Raw genomic sequence first — 17,532 nt, 5'->3', positions numbered from 1 at the left:
CCCACGAGTCGTGCCATGAGCCTTGACCTGCATGGACGTAGTTTTCGGCACGCACACGGCGTAGGCGCGGGCGATGCCGTAACTGTGCGTAGATCGGCAAGATCGTCTCAGCGGAGTCGTCCGCGAGTATCGCCATGTGGCTCAACCTGCGCGAATGCGGTTTTCGGCACGCACAGCGGCCGGAGTCTGGTCGATGATCACGTCTGCGGGCAGGACTGCCGCGGGTCACCGGGCCTCAGACGGGTCTCGTGGCAACTGAGCTCACGGCCACCACCGGTGGACCTGGGCCAGGGTGGCGTCGAGCCAGTCGATCCCTTCGTGACCGGTCAGCACGGCGAGCCTGCCCAACGCCGCTGCCAGCACGGCGGTGCACGTCCTGCGGCCGACGCCGTGCAACGCTCGGCGAAGCATCCCTGCGAACACCAGGTCGTCGGTGACCACCTCGCCCGCCCGTTGCACCACGGCGCAGAGCAGGCTCCGGTCCCCATACGGCATGGTGTCCAGAGCGGTTGCGAGCTGGTCCGCTGTGGTCAGGTGCGGGACCAGTCGTGCCAGGGCGGCCGATCGCAGCCGATCGTCGACGAGCCTGCTCGCGTTCGCCAGCGCTCCCGTGAGATCGTGCAGTTCCTGCGGTGCGACGGAACCACGTTCTCGCACAACCTTCATCTGGATGGACGTGACCGTTAAGGGATCCGACCAGCCGTGTGTCTGGGTGGGACCGTGCCACCTGAGTCCTGCGGGCTGGTCGCGGCCGCCCACTTCCTCCTCCACCACGGTGGCCGCGACGAGCGCTTCTCCCAGTACCCGGCGCCGCATGGCTGGGGGGAGCAAAGGAGCCAGCTCGATCATCGCCTCCGCTTGGTCGTGCGCGTCGGAAATCTTGATGGCCGCCGAGTACGCTCTGTGGAGAATCTCCGCCGGTTCGGCCAGGTGCGCCGCGAAGGCGGTAAGACAGCGCATGCGAGCACGAGGGGACTTTACGTCGCGCAACGCCGTGCTTAGCTGGTGCCAGCTCAGGAAGGGGGCCAGCTCTGCCAGGACGTCTGCGCGCCGGTCCGGGTCTCCCATGTAGGCGATGGAGGAGAGAGCGGAATCAACTGCGGCGGGCAGGTGGGGAGCGAGAGCCGCGTGCGCGACGGCCTTGTGGTCCGGGCTGACGGGCGTGTTCAGGAGTTCGGCGAGCAGCTTGTCGCGTTCTGGGAGGCGGAGGGACACTGCGGCCCTCGCGACGATCCGGTTGTGTCCCGTGATCGACCACGCCACGGCCATGGCTCGTTGGAGCCGGCGTTGAGCCAGATGCGGCACCAGTGAGATGAGCGCTTCTGCCCGCTCCCGCTCACCGCTGATCGCGCTGACGGCGTGCAGGGCACCGGTCTCGTCACCTAGCGCGGTCAGAACCTGCGCACGGGCGCGAGGATGGGTGATCTCGTCCGCGAATCTTCGCGCGGTGCCGAGCTGATCTCGGTTCAGCCAGCCGGCGAGCTCCGCGATGGCGTCGGCTCGATGGCGATCGCCGGAGATGTTTTCGGCGGCATGCAACGCTTTCGCGACCAGGTCCGGTCTGGCGGTCGCGTCCAGGGCGATCAGCTTGAGCAGCACCTCGGCGCGGGGATACGGCGACTCGATCTTCTCTGCCTCAGCACGTGCCAGCGTGAGGACGCCGGCGTCGGGACTCTCGGCAGCAATCATGGTCAGGACGTGCGCGCGGGCGATGGTCGTGCCCAGTCTGAGCGCGTGTGCCACCGCTCTTGCTGATGTCCACACACCTCCCGAGACCAGCGCGGCGACCAGTTCGGCCGAGATCGCGTTCGTGCGGCTGACCACGGACGCCACCATCAGGTCGTAGAGCGTCTCGTCGCACAGCTGCGGGGCCAACTGCCCGGTGAGCAGCGCTTGGTCAGCCGCGTGGGCGTGGAGATCACGTGCGAGCGCCAGGTCTGCGAGGAAATCGTCGACCGTGTCGGCTTGGTCGTGTGCGGCGAACCACGCGGGAGGGCCGTTCCGGGTGGGATCGTCCGCACGGAGCAGCTGGTGTAGGTCCGCTGCTCGGCCCGCGCCTACGAGATGACGTGCCAGATGCCGCAACGGATAGCCGCCGTCGACGTTGGCGAGCGCGGGGGAGTCCACCAGCGCGGGCACCCCCGCCTCCAGAAAACCGAAGTGATTCAGGTAGTGCTCTGCGACGCGGTCGTGTGCGATCGTGGTGGCCGAGTTCAGGGTGTCCCACCACCTCCACTCCTGTTCGGGGCTGTCCTCGGTGGGGCGGACGCCGAGCAGGAACCCGCGCAGGCTGGCGTGGTACCAGGCGAAACCGCGGCCCGCTTGCCCGTCGACGGCGCCGAGGAACGGGCGCAGCGTGCGGTGGCAGTGTTCACGCACAACGGTTTCGTCCACACCGGACAGATGTGCGAGCTCTCGTGCGCCGAGTGGTTCACCCGCCACCGCCAATGTCGAGATGAGCGGCAGGAGGTTGGGCCAGTCCAAGCGGCTCCAGCGCTCGAGGTTCTCGACGTAGTAGGACGTCAGGTCCGCGGGCAACGGATCGGCCGCCGAGCGGATGCCCTGCCGGATCTCGTTCAGGACGTAGCGGAGGTAGACCCAGACGCCGCCGCAGCGTGTGACCAGGTCGCTGTCTGGTTGTAAGCGCGCGACGTGCGATTCCACGTCGGCCATGTTGCGGGGATCGGCAGTGGTGAGGCGCAGCACCGAGCCGGCCTTCGGCGGTGGGCTGCCGGTTCGGTAGGTGCCCACGACGAAGACGCCCGGCGGGAGCTCCAGAGGCAGACCCCACGGCTGCGTCCCAGGCACCTGTTCGGCTTCATCGGCGCCGTCCACGACCAAGACGAGCGGAGTCGGGACGCGGGCGAGCAACGCCTCGAAACCCTCCGGGGTGCACCACCGTTCGGGCAGTAGGCCGTCGGGGACGAGGTCGTGCGAGCGCGCCAGTTGCCCGGCCAGGTTGCGCAACGCTCCTCGGGCCGAGCCTCCCCGCGTCAGCCGCGAGAAGTGACCCGGCCAGCCTCGTTCGCGCACGAGATGTGCCGCCAGAGCGGTCTTCCCGACGCCCGCGTCGCCCTCGACCCACAGGTAGCCGCCCGGCCGTTCAGCCAGGAAGATGTCGATCTGCTCAATCAGCCAGCGACGGCCGGTGAAGCCGTCGCTGAGCACGTCTGCGAACAACGGCCTCAGGTCGCGGACCGCCTCGTTGACCGGAACATCGCCGTTCGCGCCGAACACGATGGTTCCTGCCTGCACGACGGCTCCCGCGAACCCCGCCATGACGTTCTGCGTCACTTGGGACGGCTCAGCCACTCCTCACCCCTGCGGCGGCACTGCGCAGCCGCACGGCTTGCACGATGCGAAGTCCGACCCGACACGCTTTAGCTGTCACGTTGCTCTAGTCGGCCGTCCCAACAACCTTGTTACCCAGATGATCAAGCCATTGGGATCAGCCTGTACTTGCTCTGGAGATGCTCAGGATGTCGGTCAGCCTGCCCGGATGGTGTACTCGCCGGGCATGTTCTAGGTCTAGACGAGCGCGACGCGGACGAAGCTCTCGATGGACGCCGGGCGACAGCCGGGCAGCGCCGCTCGCGGGGTGAGGAACTCGATCATCTTGATGCTCAAGCCAGCGATCGCGATGAACGTCGCCCCGGTCGAGGCGAGGGTGGTCAGCGCGATGACGCCGCTGACGTTGAAGGTCACGCCGGCGCAGCCGTGGCCGGGTTCTTCAACTGGACGATCGCCCGCCGGTGAGCAGGCCAGCGGGTCGCCTCGGGAAGGAACCCCGCGACGAGCTGCCAGCACAGGTCGCCGACAGTTGAATACACGACCTCACCAATCGGCGACCCCGACCGGTGGGTGCGCACCCACCGCGACGCGCTCTGCCGGCACAGGGTAAGTGGAACGAATCTGCACGGCCGCGATCATGCCGGATGATGACCGCTACCCTCCGATGCCCATTGACCTGCATGGACGCACTTCTCGGCACCCACAACGAACCCGCTTTGAAGCGTTTGGAGCCTTGCGTGCGATGAGTCTGTCGTGCGCAGTGCAGTGTGGTGGATCGTCAGCGCGGTCGGTGTGGCCGCCTTCGTCGCGTGGTTGTGGCTGAAGGACTGGCTGGAAACGGCGGATAGGGCGTCCAGCGTCGTGAGCGGATTCGCCGGCGTTGCTGCGCTGACCCTGGCGGTCGTGTCGATGGCCGCGGCACGCAGGTCGGGCGGGCAGGAACCGCTCGCTCAGCTGGACCTGGCCGTGGACGAGCTCGCCCGGCTGGTCGACAGCCAGTGCGAGCGGGAGGCCAGCATCCGCGGGCTGCTGCACCCCGAACCGTTGAGAGTGGCCTGGAGATCCACCTCGCGCCCGGTCAGCCCGCGTGCGGCCGAGATCCTCGACGCCACCCCAGGCGTCACGCCCACCCGTCTGCGTCTCACCGATGACGTCAGCAACGTCGCCGCCACGTGGGCCCGGCTGCCGTCCCGCCAGCTGGTCGTGATCGGCGCACCTGGTTCCGGCAAGTCCTCGCTCGCGATGCTACTGGTGCGTCAGATCGTCGCCACCCGCGCACCGGGCGATCCAGTGCCGGTGTTACTGAACCTGATGGGATGGGACCCGCAACGCGTCCACTTCGACACCTGGCTGGCCCGGCGGCTCGCGGTCGACTACCCCCGGTTGATCGCGAAGCGCTACTACGGCCGCGACGCCGCACGGCGGTTGGTTGACCGGCGCCTGGTGATACCGGTGCTGGACGGCCTGGACGAGATGCCGGAATCTGCACGCCCTCAAGCGATAGCGGCACTCACGGAGGCGATCGGCGGCGCGCGGCCACTCGTACTGACCTGCCGGGCTGAGGAGTACGAGGCCGCGGTCGCGTCTGTCGGAGCACCGTTGGCGCGCGCCGCTGTGGTGGAGCTGGAACCCGTGTCCTTCACCGAGATCGCCGGCTATCTCACGGCTGGGCTGGTCAACGGAGACCAGCGGTGGGCTGGCGTAACCGAGCGGCTTCGGGACGAACCGGATGGCGTGCTCGCCACTGCCTTGTCCACGCCGTTGATGGCTTATCTGGCTCGCATCGCCTACCGCGATCCCGGTGCGGATCCTGGGGTATTGCTGGAAACCGGTGACGTGGAGCGGGAACTTCTGGCGGCCTACCTGCCGACGGTGTACCGGTCGGTACCTGGGGAGCAGAGCGAGCACCGGCCTGAGCTGGCTGAGCAGTGGCTGGGAGGGTTGGCACGGCAGATGACGAAGCGAGGCGACGGCTCGCTCAGGCTGTGGTCCCTGCGCTCGGTCGTCGGGGTTCCAGCCGCGTGGGGTGTCGGGACAGTCGTCCTTCTGGCGGCGCTGACGTCGCTACTTCTATTGTTCACCAAGGGCAGGTTGTTAGGACAGACTGGTGCTTTTGTCGTCGTGCTCGTTGTCTTCGTAACCTCGTTAGTTTTCACTGGATGGAGTCACGAGCTGAGGCAAGTGCCGAGGGTTGTGCCGTACCGGGTGGAACTCAACGCTATCGGCGTGAAGGTGGGGATTCTCGCCGGGCAAATTGGATTCATGTGGACTATAATCAGCGCTCAGTTGTTCATGGATTCATCTGGACTGAAAGGCCCCAACTTCTTGTTGGGTTTAAGCGTATTTCTTGTTGCGGGAATTGCTTGTGCGGCGGGTGCGCTCGCAGGTGCGCTGGTCAACGCCTCGCCTAGGAACCAGGCTTTCGAGCCCTCAGTCGCACTGAAGCAGGACTTGGTCGCATGGTGTGTCGTCTGCTTCATCTCGATCCTTGCCGTGCTGGCTATGCTGCTCGTCAAGGGGGAATTCAGCTGGCTGGCTTTGATTGGCTATGGCGTGTGCTTAGGAAGTGCCATTGCAACAGCGCTTGGAGTCGGCGCTACGGCGAGCCGGTGGTTCGCCGTTCACGTGACCCTGATGCTCGCGGGTGTATTGCCGCTGCGCGCCACCAGGTTCATCGAAGACGCACATAGGCGCGGCGTCCTGCGGGTCGTCGGCATGGAGTACCAGTTTCGGCACGCCAAGATCCAGACCTATCTCGCTGCGTTATGACTTGCGCCCTAGTGGGGTTTGGTTCAACGATAACGGGTTCGGCGTGTCTTATGAGGACGTGACCGGCGAAAGCTGGCGCGTCCTGCTGATGTGGCCGGGTGGGTCGAGCCGGCATCGTTCAGGATCCCTAGCAGCCGCCATGCGCCGAGTCCCCGACACGGACTGGCCAGCCGTTCCGAGGGCGTCGCTCGTATCTTCTCGACGCGGACACCGGGCGTTCAGAACACGCTGGGATGGAGTGAGAGCCAGTCGGTGTGACGGTGCGCGTGCGTGTGCAGACGCGACGGTGGTGGCTGCGTGGGTGCGTTATGCGGCGGAAATTGTCGGACGTCGGACGTAGCATGCCGGTACCCAGAGGTCCACGAGCTGGAGCGAGCCGCCGATGTTCATCGCCACCGTCTATATCCGCTTCTTCCGCTCGTTCAACTTCGACTACCTGCGCAAGGCGGATGAGGGGTTTGTCGCCGACCCTTGGGACGTGCTGGAGTCGGACGGCATGGAGTTCCCCTTCGTTAGGGTGCCTCTGGAGGACGGCGTGACCACTGTTGTGGGCGCGAACGAGTCCGGTAAGAGCCAGCTGTTGTGGGCGGTGAAGCACGCACTCACCGGGCAGGGCATTGAGCGTGGTGACTTCTGCAGGTACTCGCAGTACTTCGCGGTGAACAAGACCATGGCGTTCCCTGACTTCGGGGTGGAGCTCAAGGGCTTGGACCCGGCCGATCGAGCGGCCCTGGCCAAGGCCTGCAAGACCGAAGTGGACGATGAACTGGACTCCTGCCTGGTGTTCCGCATGGGGGGACCTGACCCCGTCGTCTACCTCCAGCAGGACAACGGTTGGAAGAAGCTAGCCGTCAAAGACAAGAAGGCACTCGACGGCGCGCTCCCGCAGTGGTTTGAGATCAACGCTGACGTCGCGCTGCCTGAAAGCGTGCCGATCAAGTACCTCGCCCTCGGTAAGAAGTCGTTGCGCACCAGTCCTCGCAAGGGACGGCAGTCGTTTCTCAACGAGATCCTGGAGAACGGGTCGTCGTGGTTCCGCTCGGCAGAGCAGGTCGCTGCGGCGGCGTCGAACATCATGAGCGCGTTCGCCGCGGTGGATGTGGAGACGGAAGAGCACGACGAGCAGCTCGCGCTCGCGGACGATCTTCTGCTGAAGGTGGCTGGCATCGACCGCACGGCGTTCGAGGAGCTGTTGAAGGCGGTCGACGCGAGCAAGGACGGCTTCGCCAACGGGATCGTGGAGCGGATGAATCGCGAGCTCGCGGCATCGCTGAACTTTCCGAAGTGGTGGTCACAAGACCACCAGTTCGAGCTGAGGCTGACCTTGCGGGATCAGGATCTGGTCTTCACGATCCGGGACAGGACCGGCACCGAGTACTCCGCCGACGAACGCAGCGGTGGGCTGAGGTACTTCCTCAGCTACTTCGTGCAGTATCTCGCCCACGAGGCCCCGAAGTCCGGTGCGCGCGAGATCCTTCTCATGGACGAGCCTGACGCCTACCTGTCCAGCACAGGCCAGCAAGACCTGCTCCGCATCTTTGAGGACTTCGCGAACCCGCAGGACCCGAGTCGGACCGCCTGTCAGGTTGTCTATGTAACGCACTCACCATTCTTGATCGACAAGAACCACGGCGAACGGATCCGCGTCCTGGAGAAAGGCGAGGGTGACGAGGGCACTCGCGTCGTGCGCAACGCCGCGCGAAACCACTACGAGCCGCTGCGGTCCGCGTTCGGCAGCTTTGTCGGCGAGACGACCTTCATCAGCAACTGCAACCTGATGTTGGAAGGCATGTCCGACCAGATCATGCTCGCGGGCATGTCCGCGCACCTGCGCAAGCAGAAGGCATCTTCTTTGGACAACCTCGACCTCAACACCTTGACACTGGTGCCGGCAGGCTCAGCGTCCCATGTCCCGTACCTGGTTTATCTGGCGCGGGGTCGCGATGTCGACCGGCCCGCCGTGATCGTCCTGCTCGACAGCGACACCGCAGGCAACCAGGCGTGCAAGGCGCTTCGGAAGGGTCCGGACGGCATGCCGCTGATCGAGTCCAAGTTCGTCCTGCAGCTCGGTGATCTGGCCGGCGATGGACTCGTGAGCACATTTCCTGGTGGGGTCGTGGCCATCGAGGACCTCGTCCCACTGGAGATCGGGATCGCCGCCGTGCGACGGTACGCACACGACTTCCTGGAACCCGATCAAGCAGCGAAGATCCGTACCCTCACCACGAAAGACGTGTCCTTCGAGGGCTGTTCCGGTACGCACGACGCGCTGGAGAAGGCAGCTGTGGTCAAGCTGGAAGGGTTCCACCTCGACAAGGTGGGTTTCTCCCGCAACGTGCTCGAGGTCGCCCGTCAGGACGAGGGGGTCGAGGTCGCGGCGGAGGTCATGGCCAGCAACTTCCGCATCTTGTTCCGGGAGTTGGGTGCTCGGCAGCGTCAAGCGATGCGCGAGATCACGACCGAGAAGACAGGCGCCAAGATCAAGCGCTTGAAGCGTTCGTTTTTGCGCGACCATCCGGCCACCGCCACACGGGAAGAAGCCACGCTTCTACTGGAAGAAGTCGAAGCGAGCCTGGACAACTCAGTCGACGCGGAGGACCTGAAGAGCCACATCCGAGGGATGCGACGAAACTTCCAGCTAGAGGACGAGCCAACTGAGCCGATTAACGACTTCAAGGCGTTCCGTCGTGCTCTGGACACCTTGGTCTACCGCGAGGTCAACGTCGTCCAGGAACACTAGCCTGTAGATCGAGGCGTATCGCGACGATGTTCGGTCGACCGCTGATTTAGACGGGAGCAGCTAAACCGTTGTGGCAGGTGCGGTTGTGCCGAGAGGGTGGGTGGTGGAGTCAAAGAACGTCAGGTTGTGGCCTGGGAGAGCCAGCATCAGGTTGGTCTTGGTGTTGATGATGTCGACTTCGGCGCTTGTTCCGTTGCCGGGATAGACGGAGATTGCGATCTGTCGGAGATGTCCAGCGGACAAGCCGTCCACGATGTGCTTGTCAGGTGATCCAAGCCCTGCGCCGAAGACAACGGTAGGACTTTGATCAGCTCGGAAAGCCTGGTACGCGAAGCTCAGGTAGTCGGATCGGCGGATCGCGCTCAGTTTGTCGGCGGCGTCACCCTCGCTGACGAACAGTGGTTGCTGGGAACCAGTGGCCGAGTAGGCGTTGCGGATGTTGTCCAACAGTCTTGTGCCCGACGCTGTCCGCTTTCCAGTGACTCCGGTGAGCGCGTCACGCCACAGATGCAGGCCTCCGTGCAAGTGGTACAGCCCGGTTTTGCCGCTGTAGACCTGGGCATCGGTACTGTTGAAGGTGTTGTTCGGCCCCCACATGAAGTCCACAACGCGTCCCTGGGCAACGTTGTCCTGGATGGCCCAGTAGAGCAAGAGGTCGTAGTTGAGGGTGAACACCTGCTGGTACTGAACAAGGTGTGCAGCCATCGTTTGCAGGGTTGCGCCAGGTATCGCCGCCCACGCCACGTGTACCTCGCCGACGGCGTTGAACAGGCCATCGCGCACTTCCTCGTAGATCGGGTCGACCCAGGCAGTTGCCTCTCCCGCGGCGCCGGTCAACGCGCGCGTCAACGACAGCCCTGCCAAGACCGCCTCGAAGTTTCGAGTGTCGAGTCGATCAAACAAGGCGAGGGTGGAAGCGTCGAACTTGCGGCTGGCGACATCGAACAGAGATCCGTACCCGAACCCATCGGAGACGTTGATGCTCGCGCCGTTGCCTACCAAGAGGGTTTGCCACCTGCCATCGTCGACGTCCGACCAGTCGAGCAGCTTCGCATCCACGGACAGCGGGGTCATCGGTCGTTCCTCTTCTTGTCTCAGTGCGCGGTGCGGTGGCCGTCGCCTGGGCGCGTCGGATCTGTAGCTCGGGATGAGCGGCGCGGGAGCGCTACGGCGGTCGACCTACGGCCGCTCCGGAGCGTCGGCCTTCGCAGTTTGCGCGACACGAGTATCGCGCTTGTCCAGCGCCTCCACGGCCGTTTCCGGCAACCAGAATCACCACAGCACGGGGGCCCGGTCGTCAATGCCGGCGGGGACGACCGGGCACCAAAGGCCCGGCTAGCCGCGCTTCCACACCACGATCTGACCGTCCCTGCAGGCGCTGGCGAGGATGCCGTCACTGTTGAAGGCCAGTGACGCCACCTTGTCGCCGTGGCGGCCGAGCAGCGTGGCGGGCCAGCGGCCGTGCGGATCCGAGATCCACACGGCGCCGTCATCGTCGCCGGTGACGAGGATCCGGCCGTCTGGGCTGAACGCGATCGCGTTCACGCGACTTCGCGTGGCCGTTCCCTGGACCGGGCTGCCGGACGGGACCTGCCACAACCGCACAGTGCCGTGCAGACCCGCGGCCGCGACCAACCGGGCTGTAGGCGATCGCCATCGCTGACTCGACGAAACCGTCCGAGGTGTTGGGCATTTCCAGCTCGCGGACCAGTTCCAGACCGCGCGCATGCCACAACCGCGCACCGTTCAGCTCCGAGCTGGTCCATTTCGCCTTCGGTGCAGACCGGTGTCCGGATGCCCCGCATGAACTCCATCGTCGAACGCTGGGTGAAGACGCTTCGCGCCGAACTGCTGGACCGCACGCTGATCTGGAACCACATCCACCTGCGGCACGCGCTGCGCGAGGGCGAGCGGCACTACAACGAGCACCGAACCCACCGGTCAATCGCTGCCGCAGCACCCCTGCGAGGATCGACCCCAGCATCTTCAACCCGGCCAGATCGAACACCTCAACGTAAATCGACTGTCTTGGAGCGGTCGTCCACGAGCACCGCCATGCCGCCTAACCTGCGCGGATGTAGTTTTGGGTACGCACAGCGTTCCCGGACGGGCAGGACCTGGCCCGCCAGTCGGTGCCGCCGTTCCGCGACTTCTTCACCTCGGTGCTCGAGCCGAGTACGGGAAGGTCGACGCGGCGTTCGCCGATGCCACCGCCGCGACCGGCGCCTACGAGCCGCTGACCGAGACGGCCCAGGACCCCGAGTACGGCCCTGCGCCGGCGCCGGTGGCGCGGGTGTGCGCGCTGACGTACTTCTTCTGCACGGACACCGACGTTCACCTCACCCCGGCCGGGCACGAGGCCATCGCCGAGGCCGTACTGGCCGCCGCGGGTTACTGATTCAGCTGGTTTGCCGCGTACTCCGCCCGGTTCCACAGCGCGAAGTAGAGGACGTCGGTCCACCAGCTGAGGCCGATCGGGTTCTCGGTCCTGTCGTCACGGGTGTTGTCGAAGTCGTCGGTCAGCACGAGCCCGTGGAACGCGTCCAGCGGCGGCGCCGACCGCTGGGCCGCCGCCGCGGCGAGCACGGCCCCGGCCGCCGCCGCGTCGTCGGGCAGCGCGTCGATGGCCGCGCCCGCCGCCCGGCACAGGTCGAGGTGGCCCTCGATGAGCGCCCGCAGCTCGTCCTCGCCGCTCTCGATCATGGTGTCGAGCTCGATGGTCTCGAGCAGGACGTACCGGTCGCGGTGCGCGTCGAGGAACCGCTCTGCCTCGGCGAGCCCGGCGTGCAGGCCTTCGGCGTCGCTCACGGCGCGCACGGCGGCGGCGAACTTCGTCAGGCGTGCGAACCCGGCGTCGAACTCACCGCTGATGGCGTACAGCGTGGTCTTGCTCTCCGGGGGCTCGCCGTCGAACCCGTCGGCGATCAGGGACGCGCACAGCCGGGGATCGCCGGACAGGAGCACCAGGAAGGAGAACGGGATGGCGTAGGGCCATTCCGACAACCCGGAGACCGTCTCCGGCCGGTCCTCATAGGACTCCGGCCGGTTGCCGGTGCTGTAAAGGTACGAACGGTTCGCCATGACCGGATCCTATGACGGGCCTGCGGTGGGGTTGGACCTGGCCGAGGCAGATGGTCCGTTTCGGTTGCGGGTAGACGCGGGCGTTCTCCGCTTCCTCCGCCCGCAGGAGTTGGCCCTTGAGGCTGGCAGGCTTCATTGATCGAGTAGTTGGTATTCCGCGGTGAACCTCACCGGCTGTGAATGCAGGGGGCGTAGGTCTTCCAGATACCACCTGTGTCGGCTCAGATTCGGGTGACGTGCTTGCTGTGGAAGCCGAGCGCGTCCGCGATCACGGGTGCCGGTGTCTGGAGGACGAGTTGGCGTAGCCCGGCCACTCGGGTGGCTTATGGAGCCCTATCCGCACATCACCCTGAACCGCCGTTTGATGACACCAGCGCGCTCGGCGGCATGAGAGTGCATTCGCCGTGGTCCGGAATTTATGCGGCGCCTGTAGCGTCAGGGAAGTAGGGCTCCTGCAGGTCTGCGCGAGTCCGTTCAGGTCCATTGAGGACCGTTCTGACAGGTTCAGCGCGCGAAGTGCTCTCTCAATCTGCTCCCACGCCGTGCTCCTAAGGCTCACCGGCGCTGATCCTGTCTGTGGTCGCCCCGCGCGCTCAGCGGCATGATAGTGCGTTGCAAATGGGGCCGCCGTTACGTGGAATTGCGTGTGGCAGACGGTGGCCCACCCTGCGGAACCAGGTGCGCAGCGTCTCCCGCTCATCATCGGTCACCGGCGGTTGGCCCCTTACCATCGTCCGAAGTGGACGATCTCCGACCGGTCGAGCCGCCAATTCCTGTCCTCGGTGGGCTCGAGGTGCTCTCCCAACAGCCGCAACGACCATCGGTCATGCCCGGCCGGCGGAGCCGAGCACACCAGAGCGATCAGCCGGGAATCGGCCTTCCCGGTCACCGGTGACGGCATCGGCGGGAGATCACGCGTCTTATGGGACGCCGACCACTCACCTGACTGGACAAAAACAGGTCAGTTGAGGGGAGCGCCGAAACAGAACCCAGCGGCACCACGAACCACAACGTAGGAGTTTAACGAGCGGTACCCGTTCGGTCTTTTCTGCGGAACGAGCCCGCAGGGCCTGGGCCACCCTGGTCAGCCGCTGATCGTCCCTGTCAGCACAACCTGAAGAGGTGACGACTTGAAACCCGCCATCCGACGGCGGCGACGAACCTTCGCGTTCGGCACCGTCTTGATCACATCACTTTCATTCATCCTCGCGAGCACGAGTACGGCATCTGCCAGCGTGACTGTGTTGTGTGCAGGCAATTCCTACGCCACGTGCATCAACGCCGGCTACACAGCGCATGGTTTCGAGCAGCACGTCCAGTCCAGCTACTGGGGCGCCTACGCAGGACACAACTGCACCAACTACGCCGCCTACGTGATGACGATCAACGGCGCGGCCACGCCGAACTACCAGCTGGGCAATGCCTCGCACTGGGCATCGAACGCATCCCAACACGGTGTCCTGGTCAACCAGACGCCGACAGTCGGTGCGATCGCCCAATGGAACTCCAACGCCGGCGGCGCAAGCCCGGACGGCCACGTGGCCTACGTGGAAGCGGTCAACGGCAACTCGATCACCGTGTCGGAAGACGTCTACTCCGCAGGCCCGTTCCGCTGGCGCACCATCACCACCGGCGACGCGAAATGGCCGAGCAACTTCATCCACTTCAAGGACCAGCCGAACTCCAACCCGGGTTCCGGCGCCCGTCATCTCAGCGACGTTGACCGCAACGGCGCCTCCGACCTCGTCCTGGTCACCAACGAGCCGACCGGGGGCAGCGGCGCCACCATGCTCGTGTCGACCTGGCAGGGCTTCTGGCAGTTGCCAGCGCAGTGGTGGCGAGACGCCACCGTGGGATGGGCTGGCATCACACCCTTCGTTGGGGATGTCAACGGCGACGGCAAAGCTGACTACGTCTTCGCGGCCAACGCCGGCAGTGGAGGCATCGCCGTCTACGTGGCACTCTCCAACGGAAACGGCTTCGGTATCCCTCAACTGTGGTGGAGCGGAAACCAGTTCGACTACAACGCTACGAGGTTCAGTTTCGGTGACGTCGACGGCAACGGCGGCGACGATCTGATACTCAGCGTCCCGCAACCCGGTGGTGTGGCGATCTACACGATGCTGTCCACCTACCAGGGCTACTGGCTGCAGAACCAGCCCTGGCTGACCCTGCCCGGCTGGTCCTGGCAACACACCACGCCATTGGTCGCCGAGACCTACATCACCGTCAGCCCGCTCGACCACCTGCCAGACCGCACAGCGGACCTCGTTCTTCTGACCAACTCAGCCAACGGCAACGCCCAAGCCTGGGTCGGCGCATCCTCACAGCACAGCTTCGTGGGCCCCAGCCTGTGGTGGGACGGCATCGGCTACGGCTACACCGGCATCAAACCCGCTACCGGCGACGTCGACGGCAATGGCGCCTCCGACCTCGTCCTCGTCACCGACGAACCCGCCGGCGGCAGCGGTGCCAGCGTTCTCCTCTCGACCTGGCATGGATTCCTGTCGCCACAACAATGGTGGCGCGATACGGGCACCGGCTGGATGGGCATCACCCCCATGGTCGCCGACGTAACCGCAGACGGCAAAGCAGACTTCACCTTCCTCGCCAACGGCGGCACCGCATCACCGGTCTACGTCGGCTCATCGACTGGCGCGTCATTCGGCAACCCGCAAATGTGGTGGTCAGGCAACGGATACGGCTACAACGGCATCAAGCCAGTACTGCGGTAGCCGCAAATCAGGCGCCTATTCGTGAACGTTCTCCGCCCCAGACGGGAGGACCGGCAGCGGACCACGGCCACGACTGACTTCCAGCCCACAAGCGACTACTAAGAACCGGCCAGGCGCCGCGAGCACTCTGCAGATACAGCGGCTCGGTGCCGTGGCGGTCGGCTACGGCTACGGCTACGGCACCGAGCCCTACCACCAGACGTTCATGGGCACCTCGGCGTGGGGCATGATCTTGACGACGCTGGCCGTCGACTCGTCCGCACGCGTCTCCTCGGTGGGGTGATCAACGAGTACCGATATACTTCTTGAGCTGCAGCGATGGCTTTCCGGGCGGCACAGGATGGAGTCCCTTCGCTTCCTGCTGCGTGACCGCGACGGTAAGTATGGCGACGCGTTCGACGCCGTATTCGAGGCAGAGGAACTACGAGTAATTGCGACTGCGCCGCGAGCTCCGCGGATGAACGCGCATTGCGAACGGATCATCGGCAGCATCCGCCGTGAGGTTCTCGACCACGTCCTCATCATGGGAGAACGTCATGCGCGTCAGGTACTTGCGGCATATCAGAAGCACTACAACGAGCACAGGCCTCACCAGGCCCGTGACCAGCTACCACCAGACGTTCACGAGCACCCAGGAGCGGCGCATGATCTTGACGGCGCTGGCTGTCGACCCGTCCGCACGCGGATCCTCGGTGGTGTGATCAACGAGTACCGATATGCAGCTTGAGCTGCAGCGATGACTTTCCGGGCGGCACAGGATAACAGGCGGCGGGGTGTCGCGATGTGGGGTGTGGCGAGTCATGGTGCTCTCCGTAGTGGCTGATGGACGAGCTGGCGGTGAACACCATGACCGTGTAGGCCGTTCGGGCGGACTCATGTCAACCGAACCCGGATGGCCGACACAGACGCGGCTGGTCGGGGCTAGGTTTCCGGGTCCGAAGTTCGGTTGAGTCTGGACGCCGGGAGGGTGGCAGCGTGGAGGTGGACCCGCAGAAGCAGTTCGCCGCTCAACTCAGCGAGCTGCGCATGCTCGCGGGCGCTCCGTCGCTGTCGGCTGTGGCCGGGTGCGCGCCGGGGGTGTTGAGCCGGTCGAGTCTGAGCACGCTGTTGCGCGGCGAGTTCATCCGTGCTCCGCGGTGGGAGGTCGTCTGGGCCTTCGTCGCCACCTGCTGCTCGCTCGGGGCTGATCAGCACGGCAACCTGCCGCACACCTTGGCCGATCTGACGGCCGAGCGGGTCTGGCGCGATCGACACCGCGCCCTGGTTCAGGTGTTGGAGATGCGTAAGGCGAGCGCAGACACAACCGAGGCAGACACCCTGGCCGAGTCCTCGGCGAGCACGGCACCCTCCGGCCAGGCGGCGCCAGCCGGGGTCGGCGTGGACAACACGGTGTGCGCCAGGTGGGCGGGATCGGTGGTGCAGGCCGGCACCGTCACGGGCGGCATCCACCAACACCACTATGCTGCGGGCCGGCCGGTGGTCGCCTTGCCGTACCGGGCCGGGACCGTGCCGCCGCGCGCGGCCGCGTTCCAGGACCGAGACGCCATCCGCCGTGTCGCCGGGATCGTTGATCGCGGTGACACGGCTGTGTTGACCTCGGACGGACCGGCGAGGATCAGCGTCTTGTCTGGGCTGGGCGGGGTGGGCAAGACCCAGCTGGCCGTGGACTACGCCGAACACCTATGGGCAATCGGCGAGGTGGCGTTGTCGGTGTGGATCACGGCCGACTCCCGGGAGGCGATCGTGTCCGGCTACGCGCGACTGGCCGTGGACCTGACCGGAGCAGAAGACCCCCAGCCCGAGCACGGCGCGCAGCGGCTGCTGGCCTGGTTGGCCGCTGCCTCGCAGCACTGGCTGGTGGTCCTCGACGATCTGCAAAGCCCCCGTGACCTGGACGGATTGTGGCCGCCGACCACGTCGACCGGGCGGGTGGTGGTCACGACCCGCCGGCGGGACGCTGCCCTGCGGGGACACCGCCGCCAACTCGTAGAGATCGACGTGTTCACCGAGCCCGAGGCGAACGCCTACCTGTACGCCGTCCTCGCAGATCACCCGCACCTGCTGGCGGGTGCCGCGGAGTTGGCGCGCGAGTTGGGGTTACTACCGTTGGTGTTGGCCCAGGCCGCCGCGTACATAATGGACCGGGGCTTGTCCTGCGCTGACTACCGAGAGCGGTGGGCGGATCGACAGCGCCGGTTGTCCTCGTTGCTGCCTGATGTGGAGGGGCTGCCGGACCAGCACCGGTCGACGGCGGCCGCGACCTGGTCGCTGTCGGTCGAGCGCGCTGATCAGCTGAGGCCGGTCGGGGTGGCGAGGCCGTTGCTGGAGTTGTCCAGCGTGCTGGACCCCAACGGCATTCCCGCTGCGGTGTTTGGCGCCACCGCCACTCTGGAGATGCTGGCCCAGCGGGTTGGGCACGTGGTCAGTGGCGAGCAGGCGTGGGAGGGGGTGGCGTGTCTGCACCGGCTCAGTCTTGTCACGCGGGATTCAAGCTCGCCGTCCCAGGCAGTGCGGGTGCACGCGCTGGTGCAACGGGCCACCCGCGACAGCGTCACAGGGGACGGTGTACCTGTGCTGGCCCAGATCGCTGCGGACGCGCTCGTCCAGGTGTGGGCAGAGGTCAAGCGAGACACCCAGTTGGCGCAGGTACTGCGAGCCAACGCCGACGCGGTCGCCACGGCCGGTGGCGAGCATCTGTGGGCGGACGGCGCGCACGACGTGCTGTCGCGGGTCGGGAGCAGTCTCGGCGAGAGCGGGTTGTTCGCCGAGGCGGCGGCCTACTTCCGACGGCTGCAGGCCACGGCCACCGGCTGTCTCGGTCCGGATCACCCCGATACCCTGACCATCCGGCACAAAGCCGCCCGCTGGCGTGGGGAGCCGGGTGATGCGGCCGGCGCGGTGATCGCGTTCGAGGAG

General features: G+C 65.8%; 13 protein-coding genes and 1 pseudogene. 8 read left to right on the top strand and 6 right to left on the bottom strand.

Annotation, left to right across the window (positions count from 1 at the left end):
- Positions 1-261 precede the first annotated feature (261 nt).
- From ACH413_RS06760 to ACH413_RS06750, 3 genes are all read right to left on the bottom strand, one after another.
- Positions 262-3,312: an NACHT domain-containing protein gene (locus ACH413_RS06760; RefSeq protein ID WP_360037070.1), complete on the bottom strand. Its 3,051-nt coding sequence runs from the start codon at positions 3,310-3,312 to the stop codon at positions 262-264.
- Positions 3,313-3,528: 216 nt separating this feature from the next.
- The gene (locus ACH413_RS06755; protein ID WP_360037068.1) at positions 3,529-3,705 is read right to left on the bottom strand and encodes a hypothetical protein; all 177 of its coding nucleotides are present in this window, start codon (positions 3,703-3,705) and stop codon (positions 3,529-3,531) included.
- A complete protein-coding gene (locus tag ACH413_RS06750) occupies positions 3,702-3,830 on the bottom strand; it encodes a hypothetical protein (protein ID WP_360037065.1) in 129 nt (42 codons plus the stop codon). The genes ACH413_RS06755 and ACH413_RS06750 overlap by 4 nt, the downstream gene beginning before the upstream one ends.
- 214 nt (positions 3,831-4,044) lie before the next feature.
- On the opposite strand from ACH413_RS06750, the gene ACH413_RS06745 reads away from it, so the two are divergent.
- Together ACH413_RS06745 and ACH413_RS06740 are read left to right on the top strand one after the other, a co-directional pair.
- Positions 4,045-6,060: a hypothetical protein gene (locus ACH413_RS06745; protein ID WP_360037062.1), complete on the top strand. Its 2,016-nt coding sequence runs from the start codon at positions 4,045-4,047 to the stop codon at positions 6,058-6,060.
- A gap of 382 nt (positions 6,061-6,442) precedes the next feature.
- Positions 6,443-8,800, top strand: a complete 2,358-nt coding sequence (locus tag ACH413_RS06740) for an AAA family ATPase (RefSeq protein ID WP_360037059.1) — start codon at positions 6,443-6,445, stop codon at positions 8,798-8,800.
- A 60-nt stretch (positions 8,801-8,860) separates the two neighbouring features.
- On the opposite strand, the gene ACH413_RS06735 is transcribed toward ACH413_RS06740, so the two are convergent.
- Both ACH413_RS06735 and ACH413_RS06730 read right to left on the bottom strand, forming a co-directional pair.
- The gene (locus ACH413_RS06735; protein WP_360037056.1) at positions 8,861-9,874 is read right to left on the bottom strand and encodes a DUF4917 family protein; all 1,014 of its coding nucleotides are present in this window, start codon (positions 9,872-9,874) and stop codon (positions 8,861-8,863) included.
- Between the two features lie 261 nt (positions 9,875-10,135).
- On the bottom strand, positions 10,136-10,345 hold the full coding sequence (locus ACH413_RS06730) for a hypothetical protein (RefSeq protein WP_360037053.1): 210 nt from the start codon (positions 10,343-10,345) through the stop codon (positions 10,136-10,138).
- A gap of 249 nt (positions 10,346-10,594) precedes the next feature.
- Here ACH413_RS06730 and ACH413_RS06725 point away from each other — a divergent pair.
- Positions 10,595-10,702: pseudogene (locus ACH413_RS06725) on the top strand (integrase); the annotation flags it as partial.
- Between the two features lie 181 nt (positions 10,703-10,883).
- A complete protein-coding gene (locus tag ACH413_RS06720; protein WP_360037050.1) occupies positions 10,884-11,198 on the top strand; it encodes a hypothetical protein in 315 nt (104 codons plus the stop codon).
- Here ACH413_RS06720 and ACH413_RS06715 read toward each other — a convergent pair.
- Entirely contained in the window at positions 11,192-11,881 is a 690-nt protein-coding gene (locus ACH413_RS06715; protein WP_360037047.1) for a hypothetical protein, read from the bottom strand. The genes ACH413_RS06720 and ACH413_RS06715 overlap by 7 nt on opposite strands.
- Positions 11,882-13,011: 1,130 nt before the next feature.
- On the opposite strand from ACH413_RS06715, the gene ACH413_RS06710 reads away from it, so the two are divergent.
- From ACH413_RS06710 to ACH413_RS06695, 4 genes are all read left to right on the top strand, one after another.
- Positions 13,012-14,616: a CHAP domain-containing protein gene (locus ACH413_RS06710; RefSeq protein WP_360037044.1), complete on the top strand. Its 1,605-nt coding sequence runs from the start codon at positions 13,012-13,014 to the stop codon at positions 14,614-14,616.
- Between the two features lie 151 nt (positions 14,617-14,767).
- Positions 14,768-14,899, top strand: coding sequence for a hypothetical protein (locus ACH413_RS06705; RefSeq protein ID WP_360037041.1), 132 nt, complete (start codon positions 14,768-14,770; stop codon positions 14,897-14,899).
- A 57-nt stretch (positions 14,900-14,956) separates the two neighbouring features.
- Positions 14,957-15,343: an integrase core domain-containing protein gene (locus tag ACH413_RS06700; RefSeq protein WP_360037038.1), complete on the top strand. Its 387-nt coding sequence runs from the start codon at positions 14,957-14,959 to the stop codon at positions 15,341-15,343.
- 248 nt (positions 15,344-15,591) lie between these two features.
- On the top strand, positions 15,592-17,532 hold a 1,941-nt coding region (locus ACH413_RS06695), incomplete at its 3' end, for an NB-ARC domain-containing protein (RefSeq protein ID WP_396424900.1).

Source organism: Lentzea sp. NPDC020367, from assembly GCF_044387305.1.
GTDB lineage: Bacteria > Actinomycetota > Actinomycetes > Mycobacteriales > Pseudonocardiaceae > Lentzea.
This window is presented reverse-complemented; position numbering and strand designations above follow the sequence as displayed.

What these genes read in the sequence shown, in the direction of transcription:
- ACH413_RS06740 (WP_360037059.1), top strand. Translation starts at nt 6,443, where the DNA reads ATGTTCATCGCCACCGTCTATATCCGCTTCTTCCGCTCGTTCAACTTC.
- ACH413_RS06715 (WP_360037047.1), bottom strand. Translation starts at nt 11,881, where the DNA reads ATGGCGAACCGTTCGTACCTTTACAGCACCGGCAACCGGCCGGAGTCC.
- ACH413_RS06735 (WP_360037056.1), bottom strand. Translation starts at nt 9,874, where the DNA reads ATGACCCCGCTGTCCGTGGATGCGAAGCTGCTCGACTGGTCGGACGTC.
- ACH413_RS06700 (WP_360037038.1), top strand. Translation starts at nt 14,957, where the DNA reads ATGGAGTCCCTTCGCTTCCTGCTGCGTGACCGCGACGGTAAGTATGGC.